This window comes from Vitreimonas sp. (assembly GCF_035627415.1).
Taxonomy (GTDB): Bacteria; Pseudomonadota; Alphaproteobacteria; order Caulobacterales; family Aquidulcibacteraceae; genus Vitreimonas.
This window is the reverse complement of the sequence record NZ_DASPLU010000030.1, coordinates 97,740-109,918: the sequence shown is the minus strand read 5'-3', so window position 1 is coordinate 109,918 and position 12,179 is coordinate 97,740. Positions and strand designations below refer to the sequence as shown.

Annotated in this window: 12 protein-coding genes; 7 read left to right on the top strand and 5 right to left on the bottom strand. The window is 67.0% G+C overall.

Annotated features, from left to right (window positions below; all coding sequences use genetic code 11):
• Positions 1 to 11: 11 nt before the first annotated feature.
• Together VEA80_RS15885 and VEA80_RS15880 are read left to right on the top strand one after the other, a co-directional pair.
• On the top strand, positions 12 to 1,385 hold the full coding sequence (locus tag VEA80_RS15885; protein WP_325061749.1) for a M23 family metallopeptidase: 1,374 nt from the start codon (positions 12 to 14) through the stop codon (positions 1,383 to 1,385).
• Positions 1,386 to 1,512: 127 nt separating this feature from the next.
• Positions 1,513 to 2,142, top strand: coding sequence for a response regulator transcription factor (locus tag VEA80_RS15880; protein ID WP_325061748.1), 630 nt, complete (start codon positions 1,513 to 1,515; stop codon positions 2,140 to 2,142).
• On the opposite strand, the gene VEA80_RS15875 is transcribed toward VEA80_RS15880, so the two are convergent.
• The gene (locus VEA80_RS15875; RefSeq protein WP_325061747.1) at positions 2,129 to 3,886 is read right to left on the bottom strand and encodes a hybrid sensor histidine kinase/response regulator; all 1,758 of its coding nucleotides are present in this window, start codon (positions 3,884 to 3,886) and stop codon (positions 2,129 to 2,131) included. The genes VEA80_RS15880 and VEA80_RS15875 overlap by 14 nt on opposite strands.
• Before the next feature lie 39 nt (positions 3,887 to 3,925).
• Positions 3,926 to 4,294: a response regulator gene (locus tag VEA80_RS15870; protein ID WP_325061746.1), complete on the bottom strand. Its 369-nt coding sequence runs from the start codon at positions 4,292 to 4,294 to the stop codon at positions 3,926 to 3,928.
• A gap of 217 nt (positions 4,295 to 4,511) precedes the next feature.
• Here VEA80_RS15870 and VEA80_RS15865 point away from each other — a divergent pair, with 217 nt between their 5' ends.
• A complete protein-coding gene (locus VEA80_RS15865) occupies positions 4,512 to 4,841 on the top strand; it encodes a hypothetical protein (RefSeq protein ID WP_325061745.1) in 330 nt (109 codons plus the stop codon).
• Positions 4,842 to 4,925: 84 nt separating this feature from the next.
• On the opposite strand, the gene VEA80_RS15860 is transcribed toward VEA80_RS15865, so the two are convergent.
• Both VEA80_RS15860 and VEA80_RS15855 read right to left on the bottom strand, forming a co-directional pair.
• Complete coding sequence (locus VEA80_RS15860) at positions 4,926 to 5,393, bottom strand: PaaI family thioesterase (protein ID WP_325061744.1); 468 nt, start codon at positions 5,391 to 5,393, stop codon at positions 4,926 to 4,928.
• A 103-nt stretch (positions 5,394 to 5,496) separates the two neighbouring features.
• A complete protein-coding gene (locus VEA80_RS15855; protein ID WP_325061743.1) occupies positions 5,497 to 6,240 on the bottom strand; it encodes a sugar transferase in 744 nt (247 codons plus the stop codon).
• A 713-nt stretch (positions 6,241 to 6,953) separates the two neighbouring features.
• Here VEA80_RS15855 and VEA80_RS15850 point away from each other — a divergent pair.
• The 3 genes from VEA80_RS15850 to VEA80_RS15840 are packed head-to-tail and all read left to right on the top strand — an operon-like array spanning position 6,954 to position 10,041.
• Entirely contained in the window at positions 6,954 to 8,165 is a 1,212-nt protein-coding gene (locus VEA80_RS15850; RefSeq protein ID WP_325061742.1) for an outer membrane beta-barrel protein, read from the top strand.
• Positions 8,166 to 8,221: 56 nt separating this feature from the next.
• Complete coding sequence (locus VEA80_RS15845) at positions 8,222 to 8,659, top strand: hypothetical protein (protein WP_325061741.1); 438 nt, start codon at positions 8,222 to 8,224, stop codon at positions 8,657 to 8,659.
• The gene (locus VEA80_RS15840) at positions 8,656 to 10,041 is read left to right on the top strand and encodes an Hsp70 family protein (RefSeq protein WP_325061740.1); all 1,386 of its coding nucleotides are present in this window, start codon (positions 8,656 to 8,658) and stop codon (positions 10,039 to 10,041) included. The genes VEA80_RS15845 and VEA80_RS15840 overlap by 4 nt, the downstream gene beginning before the upstream one ends.
• Here VEA80_RS15840 and VEA80_RS15835 read toward each other — a convergent pair.
• Complete coding sequence (locus VEA80_RS15835; RefSeq protein ID WP_325061739.1) at positions 9,992 to 11,032, bottom strand: CpsD/CapB family tyrosine-protein kinase; 1,041 nt, start codon at positions 11,030 to 11,032, stop codon at positions 9,992 to 9,994. The two genes, VEA80_RS15840 and VEA80_RS15835, sit on opposite strands and share 50 nt — an antisense overlap.
• Before the next feature lie 286 nt (positions 11,033 to 11,318).
• On the opposite strand from VEA80_RS15835, the gene VEA80_RS15830 reads away from it, so the two are divergent.
• The gene (locus VEA80_RS15830; RefSeq protein ID WP_325061738.1) at positions 11,319 to 12,122 is read left to right on the top strand and encodes a sugar transferase; all 804 of its coding nucleotides are present in this window, start codon (positions 11,319 to 11,321) and stop codon (positions 12,120 to 12,122) included.
• Positions 12,123 to 12,179 lie beyond the last annotated feature (57 nt).

The window sequence follows — 12,179 nt, the reverse complement described above, 5'->3', positions numbered from 1 at the left end:
GGAGCATGAGATTGAGAGCAGAATTCGCTCATCGGCTCATGGAGGCCAGACGAGGTCTGACCGCGTTCGGCCTGATGGCCGCAACGGCGGTCGTGGGCCTGGGCCTTGCCTGGCATGCCGGTTTGTTTTCCGGCGCGGCGGGCGCCGCCGCCGCAGAAATTGCAGCCCAGCGCGAAGAGGCCGCGCGCCGCGCCGAGCACCGGGCGTTTACGGAAGTTTACCTTGCCCACGAGGCGCGCGAGCTTCGCGTCGCCAATGGCGAGACGCTGGTGGGCGTGCTGACGCGCGCGGGCGCGACGAGCGCCGAGGCCAACGCGGCGCTGGCCTCGATCGTCGACGTCTATAATCCGCGCGAATTGCGGCCGGGCCAGCCGATCAGTCTCTTCTTCGACCGCAGCAATGGCGGCGCGCGCCTCACCGGTGTCGCGTTCCGCTCCGAGCCCGGCGCATCGGTGACGGCGAACCGCACACGCGCGGGCGGCTTCGCGGCGCGCGAAGTGCTGATGCCGGTGACGTTCGAGATCGCGCGTATCGCCGCGCCGGTGGAGACGAGTCTTTATGCAAGCGCGCTGCAGCTCGGCGCGACCGACCGCGAAGTCGCGGCGCTTGCCGACGCGTTCGCATACGACGTCGACTTCCAGCGCGACGTGCGGCCCGGCGATCCGTTCGAGATCGTGTTCGAGCGCTATTACGACGACGAAGGCAACACCGTCCGCACCGGCAACATGCTGTTCGTTTCGCTCGAAACCGGCCGCGGTTCGCGCAAATTCTATTCTTTCATCGCGCCCGGCGACGCGCGCCCCGATTGGTATGACGAGAACGGCCACAGCGCGCGGCGCTTCCTGATGAAGACGCCGATCAACGGCGCGCGTCTTTCCTCAGGCTACGGCATGCGCCGGCACCCGATCCTCGGGTATTCGCGCATGCACCGTGGCACCGATTTCGCCGCGCCCACGGGCACGCCGATCCTCGCCGCGGGCGATGGCGCCATCGTGCGCGCGGGGCCTTACGGCTCGTACGGCAACTATATCCGCATTCGCCACGCGAACGGCTATGAGACGTCTTATGCGCACATGTCGCGGTTCGCGCGCGGCATGCGCTCTGGGGTGCGCGTGCGCCAGGGCCAAGTGATCGGTTATGTCGGTACGACAGGACGTTCGACCGGACCGCACCTGCACTACGAGGTGATGCTGCGCGGACGGCAGATGAACCCGATGACGCTGCGGGTCGCCACTGGGCGAAACCTCGAAGGGCGGGCGCTGGAACTCTTCATGATCGAGCGCGAGCGAATCGATACACTGCGCCAGGTCAGGGCCCGTGAGACGCCGTTGGCCGAGCCGATCGGCGAATTGACCCCCGTCGCGCGCGACGCGTCCTCCCCCTGACGCTGCGCGGCAACTCGCGCGTGTGCCACACAACTCAGCTGTTGAGCCGCTGGGGAATCCGTCGCATTGTCTAGCTCGAACTGGGGTAAGTCGGCCTAGGCCGACCGAACGAGCTGAAGCGAGAGAAATGCCAATACGCGCACTTGTCGCCGACGATCACGAACTGTTCCGGAGCGGCCTCAAGCAATTGCTGATGGACTCGCTGGATGCGGAGGTGGTGCGCGAGGCAGAGACGCTCGATCAGGCGATCGAGTTGCTGACTAATGAGGGTGCGGGCGATCTCATACTCGTCGATCTGCGTATGCCCGGGATGTCGGGCGCGGAAGCTTTGGCGGCGCTGCGCGACGGATTCCCGGATGCTAAGATCGCCGTCGTCTCCGCTTGGGAAGAACGCGCTGAGATTTTGGCGGCGCTGAGCGCCGGCGTGAACGGATACATCCCGAAGTCGCTGCCCGCCGCCGAGATCGCCGACGCGATCAAGCAGATCATGGACGGGAAAATTTTCGTTCCGCCCGCGATCGGCAAGCGCGAGCCGGGCGCGCCGGTGTCGGCGGCGCCGATGGCGCACGGCGAAAGCAAACTGACGTTGCGCCAGCGGGAAGTGCTAAGCGAACTGCTGAAGGGCCAAGCCAGCAAGGAGATCGCGCGCACGCTCGATATCGCCGAAGGCACGGTGAAGATCCACCTCGCGGCGATCTATCGTGCGCTCGGCGTACGCACGCGCGCCGAAGCGATCGCCAAGCTCAAGTCGAACTGACCGGCTCGTTTTCGAGCAGCGCCGCTGCGGCGGCGCCCAAATCCGCAGGATCGATCGGCTTGATGAGCCAAGCGTAGCCCGAGGCGCGCAGCGATTCCAACGTCGTCTGCTCGGTGTCTCCCGTCACCATGATGACCGGCGGGGCAGGGGCGAGCATCTCGCGCAGGCGCTCTGCTATCTCCAGCCCGCGCAATTGGCCGTCGATACGCAAGTCGAGGACGAGGAGCTTGGGCGCGAAGCCTTGCTGCACGATAGCTTCGGCGCAGGCGCCGTCGGCGCAAGCGCGGACCTCGGCGCCCAGATCGGTCAACAGGCCGGCGATCGCTTCGCGCGCCAGCGTGTCGTCATCCATCGCCAGCACCGGAACGCCGCGCAGCACATTAACGCTAGCTGCGCGCGCGGGCGCGCTCGCGAGCGGCGCCGCGAGCGGGGCCCGCACGATGAAGCTAGCGCCTTCGCCCAGCGTCGACTCCACCGTGACGCTGATGTCGAGCAGCTCAGCCAAACGGCGCACGATGGTGAGGCCGAGGCCCAAGCCGTCGCTGCGGACGCCTAGCCGTTCGAATTCGGTGAAGATGCGCTCCTGATCCTCCGGCGCGATGCCGGGCCCTTCATCGGCGACAGTAATTTCCGCCGTGTCGCCATCCGCGCGAACGAGAATGCGCGCCGAGCCGCCGTGCTTCACCGCATTGCCGACGAGATTGGAGACGACGCGCTCCAGCAATCTCGGATCGGAGCGGATGGCGAGATCTGTGGTCGGCGTCTCTACCTTGCCGCCCGGGTTCTCCGCCGCGGCGGCGTCGAGGATCGGCTGCAGCGGCGTGTCCGTGATCTCCGGCGTGATAACGCCGGCCTGCAAACGGGCGAGATCGAGCAGGCTCGCGAACATGCCGATCATCGACTGCACGGCGCGATCCATTTTGCCCACGATCTCGCGTGCTTCCGTGTTCTCGACGCGCCGCTCCAGCGCGGTGAGATAGAGCGTCAGCGCATGCAGCGGCTGGCGCATGTCGTGGCTGGCGACGGCGAGGAAGCGGGTTTTGGCGATGTCCGAGGCGGCTGCTTTGGCGCGGGCGTCCTCCGCCGCGGCGTGAGCGAGGCGCCATTGCGTGCGCTCGCGCCGCAGCGCCAACAGCGCGAGGCACGAGCCGATCAGCGACAGCGCGGCCAAAGTGACGGCGAGCACGCTGAGCTGCACGCGGGTGGCGTTCTCCGCCGCGCGCGCCTCGTCGATGCGGCCGTTCAACAGCACGAACAAGGCCGCGCTCTCGGCGCGAAAATCGGCGTAGACGCTCGCTTGCGGACGCTCCGGCGAGAGCAGGCGTCCCTGCGCCGACGTCTCCGCGTCGAGGAGATCGAAGCGCCGCTCGAGCAGATTCTCGATGCGCGTCACCTGGGCGCTCGCCTCGGCGTCGGCGTTGACGAGTCCGCGCAAGTTCGCGAGGTAACGGCGCGCGCTTGCCTTGGCGGCCTCGAAGTCGCCGAGCAGCGCGCGATCATCCGTCGCCGCGTAACGCGCGGCGATGGCTTCGGCGTCGTGCTGCGCCTGGGAGGCTTGAATGAGCTGGGTGCGCGCCGCACGCACACGCTCCACGACGGCGCCCTCGTTGCGGTGCTGCATCTCGCCGGACCACAACAGCATGCCCATCGAGATGACGATGAGCGACACCACGCCGATCGCGGCCGCCAGGATCGTCTCGGCGTGCGGCGTGTGGCGTGTGTTTGGCCGATCAGGTTCCGCCATGACACTTCTTGCCGCCCGTTCGCGGCGGAGCACAAGGCGTTACGTGCGCTCCAGCCAAGCCAGGATAGCTTCGGCGCGGGCGGGCTTTTGCATGATTTCGTAACCGGCGGCCTGGGCGGCGACCGCCGCCTTGGCGTGAAACGATCCGGACAGCACCAGCACTCTGAGGCCGGGGCATTGCGCCGCAAGGCGTTCGGCGATCGCGACGCCGCTGACGCCCGGCCCGAGATGAAAGTCGGTGATGATGTAACGGAAGCCGGCCAACCGGTCCGACGCCATGGCGTCGATTGCCTCGGCGCTGTCGGCGTGGGTGACGTCCGCGCCCCAATCGCGCAGGATCAGCGTCAGGGCCTCCGCCGAAGCGAGATCGTCCTCGACGAGGAGGATGGAGGGGGCCGATCGCGTCATGGTCTGGGATCACATCACCACGTCGCCGCCCACTTGGGCAGGGCGGAGTGCGATCTAGACCGGAAGGCATAGACCGTAGGTCTAGGCCGAATTTCTCCTTTTGGGACAGCGTTCGTCTAGGTCGTCGACCAAGACTTCTGTGCAATATTCGCGTGCGCGAGATTTTGTCATCTCTATCGGGCCTCGAGTTTTACCTGCGCTCTCGGAAGGACCCAGAATGGATCGTCTCACGCTCAACCTCGCTCCCGATTCTGGCGACGATTGGATTGGTGTCGGCGGGTCGCGCGGTGAGCAGGACTTCTGCTCGCGCGAGGGCGCGCTGGCGCTGAAGGAGAAGATCGAAGCCTATTGGCGCGAGCGCGGCCAGCACGTGATGATCGCGCTGCACAATGTCGGCTTCCACCCGGCGATCCGCGCCGCGCGCTACGACGTGCGCAGCGACATGGTGAACGGCATGCCGCGCGCCGCGCGCACGGCGAAGCCGGCGACGCAGGAAGAAGTATTCGTCGACGACTTCAGCGGCGACGACGGTCTCGCTTTCGAATAAGAGTTTCCGAGTTCGGGCCTTGGGCGGCTCTCGGTGAAGGGCGCGGTCGCATGCGGCGGCTGCGCCCTTTGCTTTGGGGAGTCACTATTCGCTCTTGAACGCCCGTTCGCCGGGGCGCGGCTCGCGGCGCTGGATCGGCTTGAACACGCCTGTGCCGCTGATCAGCGTGCGATCGCCGGCCCAGATGCGGCCGCGCACGACATAGAGATCGTCCGCGCGCGAGAGCACTTCGCTCTCGCCTTCGACCCAATCGCCGAGCTGCGCGCTGGAGAGAAAGTCCACCGTGAGGCGCACCGTCACCCAATAAGACGAGGTCTCGACCGAGACGATGTGTCCCCAGGCCATGTCGGCGAAGCTCATCAGCATGCCGCCGTGCGCGTTCTTCATGCCGTTGGTGTGGTGCTCCTCGACGCGGAAGCCCATCGTGTAGGACTCGCCGCGGGCGCGCCGATAGAGCGGCCCGATCTGGCGGCCAAATCCGCGCCGCCAATCGAGCGCTGTGTAGCCTTCAGGGATTTCGAACGAAGCCGGTGCGGCGATGTCGTCGGACATGGGCAAGGCAGTAGGGCAATAGGGCAATAGGGCAATAGGGAGGAGTGGCGCATGCGGCGCGCCACACATACTGCCCTACTGCCTTATTGCCCTACTGCCCTAATCAGCAGGCGTCGTCGGTGTTGAGCACCGCGGGGATCGTCATGAGGAGGATCCAGAACTCGCCGAGCCAGGACCATTCTTCGAGATATTCGCGGTCGTAGCGGATGCGCCGCTCGTAGCCGGTGCTCGAGCGGCCGCTCACTTGCCAGAGGCCGGTGATGCCGGGGCGCACCAGCAGATAATAGCGGCGGTCGCGGCCGTAGCGGTTGAGTTCGGCGCGTGTGATCGGACGCGGGCCGATGACGCTCATGTCGCCGCGCAGGACGTTCCAAATCTGTGGCAGCTCGTCGAGGCTGGTCTTGCGCAGGAAAGCGCCGATGGCGGTGATGCGCGGATCGTTGCGCAGCTTCTGCCCTTCCTGCCATTCCGCAGCGGCATGCGGATCGTTCAGCAGAATCTGCGCGAGGCGCTCTTCGCTGTCGGTCGCCATGGTGCGGAACTTCAAGCACTCGAAGCGCTCGCCCTGCCGGCCGACGCGGGTGTGGCGATAGAAGACCGGGCCGCGATCGGTCAGTTTGATCGCGAGCGCGATGGTGAGGAACGCCGGCAACAAGAACAGCAGCGCTAATGCTGCAAGTGCGAGATCGAACGCGCGCTTCAGCGGCCCGTTGGCCGCCCTGACCTTGCGGATGAGACGACGGTCCGTGATCCGATGCGCGACCCGCGCCTCGGCTGTTCTGTAGCGATCGCCTGCGTTCTGCCGGCCACGAAACGGGATTTGGACTGTAGTCCCCGTTTCGATCATTTGGTTCGCCATTAGTGCACGACCCCCGCCATTTCCCTCGCTAATGGCTTGGTAAGGTTTGGCACGCGTCCATTGTGCATTGCAATCCCAGTCGCTTGATAGGTTAGGCGCTGCCTTAGAAACTTGTTTGGAACCGTCTCCTGTCTAGAGTCGTTGAGGTTGGTTGTGCGCCGATCCGGCGAGTCGTTCTTGGAGTGAGTTTTGGGGGCTCTTCGCCGCCCGCAGCCTGAATTGGAGCAGCGCGCTGCGCCGGCCAGTCCCTCTCGCGTGGAGACGGACCGCGCCGCCCGGCCGCCGCGCTGGCTCGTCGTCTCTGGCCTCATTCTCTACTGCTCTGTTTTTTGGATGTTAATTTGGGCCGCTGGCTCGTTTGGCATTGACCTGATCCGCGCCGCGGCCGCTGGCGCGCCCTGAACAACGCGACAAGCTTGTGGATAAAGTGCAACAGCGGGCGCGCCGGTTCTTAACCGGAGTCCGCTAGCCTCCTCGTCCGAGCGCCGGCGCAGCCTATATGGCCGCGCGCGGCTTTCTGCTGCCCTGGGGAGAAACCCTCGATGACGCTTTCGCAAAAACCTGCGCGCGCCGGCACGCGGACTTTCCCGCCGCGCGAGCAAGCCGTTGCTTTCATGATGAACTCCGCGGAACGATCGGCGCAAAGCCGCCGCTCCCGCTTGGCCAACCAGGCGGCTTCGGCGCGTGCAGGGGGATGTCCATTGCGCTTTCATCGCGTTCTTTCCGCTTTCGCCGCGTCGCTGATCGCGTTCGCGCCGCTTCATGCTGCTGCTCAAACGACGGAGGACAGCGTTTCCGTCCGCGAGCGGCCGCGGCCTGAGTTTGATCCGCTCGGCACGCGCCTGGGCGCGTTCAATTTGAACGCCGAACTCAATCTAGGCGTCGCCAGCACCGACAACCTCTTCGCCGAGGAAGACGGCTTCGAAGACGAAGACATGATCTACACGGTAAGCCCGTGGGCGCGTCTTCGGTCCGGCTGGTCGCGGCACGCGATTCAAGTCGAGGGCGGCGCGACCTTCACGAGCCACGAGGATTTCTCGAGCGAGGACTCCGACACGCATTTCATCCGCGGCCTCGGCCGTTTCGACATCGGCAGCTCGACCAGCATCACCGGCACGGCAGGGTTCGCGCACGAAGTGGAGCCGCGCACCGATCCGGACTCGCCGCTGACGCCCGATCCGGTCGAGTACGACCGCAACGACGCCTCGGTGACCATCGCGCATGCGTTCAACCGCTTCCGCGTGAGCGCCGAAGCGGCGCGCGCCGAGACCGATTTCGAGGATCTCCAGAACATCCGCGACAACGAGCAGAACCTGCTGCGCGGGCGCATCGAAGCCGAGCTCACGCCGCGCATCGGCGCGGTCTTCCAGGCGACCGTCGACGAGCGCGAATACGAGAACGATCCGACGCTCGATTCCGAAGGCCAGACCTATCTCGCCGGCGTCACCGTGAACTTTACTGATCTGATGGAGGGCGAGTTCACGGTCGGCCAGTTCGAGCGCGACTACGAAGGCTTCGGCTCGACCGACGGCCTGGCGATCGCCGCCGAGCTCGAGTGGTACATCACCCGGCTGACGACGCTCACCTTCAACGCCCGCCGCAATGCCGAAGACGTCATCGGCGGCAACTCGTTGCTGCCCTACATCGAAGAGACCTACGGCGCGCGCGTGGACCACGAATTGCTGCGCAACCTGATCCTCACCGGCGCGGTGCAGGCAGGCGCTCGCGAGTATGACGTGGTCGACCGGGATGACGAGTTCTTCAACGGCGAAGTCGGCGCCGATTATCTGATGAACCGTCGCGTGGCGCTGACGGCGCGCTATCGCCACGAGGAGGTGGAGTCGTCCGGCGCGGCCGCGTACCGCGACTTCGAAGTGAACACCTTCGCCGTCGGGCTCAGCCTGCGCCTCTAGGCTCCGGCCGCGGAGGGGCGCTAAGCTGGGCCTGACCCATGAGCTTGGAAACGCCTATGCCCGCGGCTGCAAAGCCCAGACCCAAGACCCCGGCCAGGGGACCGTCGAAAAAGGGCGCCGCGCGGAAACGCGCGGCGCCGGCCGTTTCGCTCGCCGGCGCGCTGGCGGAGGCGGCCTGGTCAGAAGCGGACGCAGCCCTGGCCCAGGCGCTCGCCGATCTCGACGAGGCGCAGGGCGCGCAGGACGATACGGCGCGGGAGGACGCGCTCGATAGGCTGGCGCAGTCGCTGGCGCGCGCCGCGCGCAAGCGCGGGCTGACGCGTCTCGGCCAGCTCGGCGCGCGCGAGGCGTACGACCCGAAGCGGCACGAATTGACCGATGCCGGGGCCCGGGCGCCGAAGACGGTGCGGGTGGAGGCCAGGGGCGTCGCGCGCGGCGGCGAGGTGCTGGCGAAGACGCGGGCCGGGCGCCTGCGCAAGGCCAAGAGCTCATGACCAGCTGGACGCTCTGCGTCGATTTCGGCACCGCCTACTCGAAGGCGGCCGCCGCGCCGGCGGATGCGTGGATGCGCTTCGACCCGGCGCTGGTGCGCCCGTTGATGCTGAGCGGCGCGCAAGGGACGGGCAATCCGTTCCTGCTCGACAGCGCCGTCTTCGTCGACGAAGGCCGGGTGCTGTTCGGACGTGCGGCGATCGCCCGCGCCGACGCCCTTGCCGGCAAGAGGCGCGTGGCGCTGAAGTCGTTCAAGACGTTGCTGAGCGTCAGCGATCTCGACCGCGCGCTCAACACCAACGCGCCGCTCTCGATCGACCCGCACCGCGTCTTCCAGATGCGCGATCTGATCGTGCTTTATCTGGCTTATCTGCTCGAAGCGGTGGCGCAGGCGTGCGCGGCCGATCCGGTGGTCGCCGGCGCTACGCACATCGATTATCGCTACGCCGCCCCCGCCTGGCGCAGCGGCGACAGCGCGGGCATGCACGATATCATCATGCGTCTGTTCGGCGAGGCGGAAGCGTTTCGCGGTCTCGCCGGCAAGAAGCTGATGTCGCCGGACGGCGTCGCCATCAATACGATCGCGTCCGCGTTGCCGAAGGCGATGGCGCAAGCCCGCAGCTTCGACATGGGCCTCATCTTCGAAGCGACGGCCGCTGCGGCGTATACCTCGGTAGGGCTCGAGGACAGCGGCTCGCACATGATCGTCGTCGACATGGGCGCGGGCACCACCGACATCGCGGCGCTAGCGCGCGTCGCCACGCGCGCGGTCGAGCTGCCGGAAGCGCGCGTGACGCTGAAGCAGGCCGGCGATCTCATCGACCGTATCATCGCCAACAAGGTGATCGAGCGGGCGGGCGGGCTGCGCAGCCGCGAAGACCAGACCGATCTCTGGAATGTGCTGATGCGGCAGATGCGCGACATCAAGGAAGGCCTGTTCGCTGATGGCCGCGCCACCTTGCGCCACCGGGGCAAGAGCATCGCCCTCTCGATGCGCGACATCGAGCGCGATGCGGATTTCAAGGACTTCTACAAGAGCCTCAACGAGGCGTTCGCGCACGGGCTGCGCGTGGCGCGCGGCGACGCCGTGATGCGCGGGCGTTCGGAGGTGCAGGCGATCGCTGTCGGCGGCGGCGCAGCCGCTCCCTTCATCCAGGATCTGCTGAAGAAGAAGATGACGCGGTCGACGCCGCGCGTTGTGGTGCGGCCAGCGACGCCGGAATGGGCGCATGCCCGGGAGTTCCAAGGCAACCTCGCGCCGGTATTTCCGCAGCTGGCGATCGCGATTGGTGGCGCACTCGCGCCGGACGGCATGCTTGCCGCGCGCGGGGCCGTCAGTCCGGCCGCAGCCGTCCAAATCGATATCGAGGCGGCACGCGATTGACCCAAACGCCGGTCTCCAGATGGGGCCGGCGGCGCAGCGACCGCATCGCGTTGCGCACGGCGCCGAGTTGTGTGCGGTCCCAGACCGCGACGACGACCGCCTTTTCCGCCATCCCGGCCAGCACGACGCCCTCGGCCGCGCCGAGCGCCGGCGGGCAATCGAGCACGACGAGATCGTAGGCCTCGCTCAGCGCATCGATCAGCGCCGGAAAGCCGCGCGAGCCGGCGAGCGTCTTCCACGGGTTGCGGAGCCGCGCCGCGGGAAGGAAGTGAAGGCCGGTCTCCTCTTCCTCGGCGATGAAGCTGCGCCAACGATCCGGCTCGGCGCTGGCTTCGAGCACGCCCGCTTCGACATCGTATTCGAGCGCGCGCGTAAGGCCGCGCCGCCGAAGATCGCAGTCGATTATGATGACGCTGCGGCCTTGCTGGGCCGCACTGACCGCTGCGCAGAGCGCCGTCGTCGTCGCCCCGTCGTCGGCGAGCGCGCCGACGAAAGAGACGATGCGCTGGTTCTCGAGCGCGCCCTGCAGATCGCGGAAAGCGGTGGCAAATGGCGACGCAGGCAAAAAGGCGAGACAGCCGATCGGCGTGCGCTTGTCTGGCGGCAGCTGACGCAGCGCGTTTTCGGTCAGCTCCGGCGCGGCGCCGAGCACGGCATAGCCGCGATGTTTGCCGAAGCTGGAGATCGACGTGATGGTGTTGCGGCGAAGTTCATTGACCGCGCCCACCGCAAGGCCGACGGCAAGCGCTACCGGCGCCCAGAATTGCGTCGCCACTATCGCACGCACGCCGCCTGAATAATCGAAGGCCACCCCGGCGGCGGCCACAAGGACGGCGACGGCCAGCGTCAGCAGCCATTGGCGCCCGATCGCGCGGCCGAGCCGGGCCCAGGCTAAGGATTGGGATTGACGTGGGGGCCCGCCAGCCGCTTGCGACGCTCCAAGCGACCCGGCTTCGTGCCTGGTCCGGTCGCTTGTGAGTGGTGACGTCACGAGTCTGGCTCTCCCCGCGGGCGTACGGCTGCACGTCTCTGCGACGGCGCACCGCGACGCGCAATCCCAGCCTGCAGCCGCCGCCGAACGCTGTAACGCTCTTTTTGTTTCGTGGAAGCCGATTTATCCACAAGCGGGAGATGCAGCCGCGGCTGTTTTCCCATGCCGCGCGCGCCCTGTGGCCGTCGGACGGCAAGCGAGAAATATTAGCGGCTGCGCGTGCGGCAAACGTTGCCATTTGCGGCAAGGTTTCTAATCTCGGTTCGATCAAGGCTCAGGATCGTCAATGCTCATCCAGATGCCTCGCGGGTCGGCTGACCAGCAGGGTTCGCAGAAAGCGGAAGCAGGCAACGCCTTCGAAGCAGCGCTGAGGCGCGATCTCGCCAGCGCGCCGGTCGTCTCCTACGACGCGATGCTGGGCGGCTGGCCCAAGCGCGCGGTCGATCTCACGCTGACGCTGATCACTCTGCCGATTTGGCTCCTCGTGCTGATCGGGGCGGCGCTCGTCTCGAAGGTGCGTCACCCGGCGCCTGTTTTTCTCGTGCAGGAGCGCGTGGGCTACGGCGGCCGCGTGTTCAAGTGCTTCAAGCTGCGTATCGAGCCGCCGACGGCGAAGGTCGAGCGGCTGCGCATTGCGGGCGAGCCCGAAGAAGCGCCCGCGAACGACTGGAACGCGATGGCGGTGCAAGCCGAGGCCCCGCAAGCGAAGTGGCGGCGGGCGCTCGAACGCATGCCGCAATTATTCAACGTGATCGGCGGCGACATGGCGCTGGTCGGGCCATCGCCGCTCTCGCGCGACCAACTCGAGCCGCTCAAGACGGCCAAGCGCTATTATCTGAGCGCGCGACCCGGCGTCGTTGGCGTCAGCGCCATCGCCGACGCCGACGAGGAAGACGCGGCGCAGTACAAGATGTATGCGCTGGCGTGGTCGCTCGGCACGGACGCGTTGATTCTCTGGGACGCGTTGCGGTCATTGCGCGACCGCGGCGAGCTCTGGAAGCCCAGCTTCAAGATCGCCCGCGCGCGCGCGCGCGCGAAAGCGGCGGCCGGCGAGCGTCCGATCGTGGTGCGCCGGCGCAGCGGGGACTGAACCGCTTTCCCAAGTCGCGCTTTTCGCGCACATCGGGAGGTGTAGCGCCTGCTGCGG

Bases quoted from the DNA above. Each gene is read 5' to 3' on its own strand.
- VEA80_RS15875 (WP_325061747.1), bottom strand. From the start codon at position 3,886: ATGGCGGAACCTGATCGGCCAAACACACGCCACACGCCGCACGCCGAG.
- VEA80_RS15830 (WP_325061738.1), top strand. From the start codon at position 11,319: ATGCTCATCCAGATGCCTCGCGGGTCGGCTGACCAGCAGGGTTCGCAG.
- VEA80_RS15880 (WP_325061748.1), top strand. From the start codon at position 1,513: ATGCCAATACGCGCACTTGTCGCCGACGATCACGAACTGTTCCGGAGC.
- VEA80_RS15870 (WP_325061746.1), bottom strand. From the start codon at position 4,294: ATGACGCGATCGGCCCCCTCCATCCTCCTCGTCGAGGACGATCTCGCT.
- VEA80_RS15855 (WP_325061743.1), bottom strand. From the start codon at position 6,240: ATGATCGAAACGGGGACTACAGTCCAAATCCCGTTTCGTGGCCGGCAG.
- VEA80_RS15845 (WP_325061741.1), top strand. From the start codon at position 8,222: ATGCCCGCGGCTGCAAAGCCCAGACCCAAGACCCCGGCCAGGGGACCG.
- VEA80_RS15865 (WP_325061745.1), top strand. From the start codon at position 4,512: ATGGATCGTCTCACGCTCAACCTCGCTCCCGATTCTGGCGACGATTGG.
- VEA80_RS15840 (WP_325061740.1), top strand. From the start codon at position 8,656: ATGACCAGCTGGACGCTCTGCGTCGATTTCGGCACCGCCTACTCGAAG.
- VEA80_RS15860 (WP_325061744.1), bottom strand. From the start codon at position 5,393: ATGTCCGACGACATCGCCGCACCGGCTTCGTTCGAAATCCCTGAAGGC.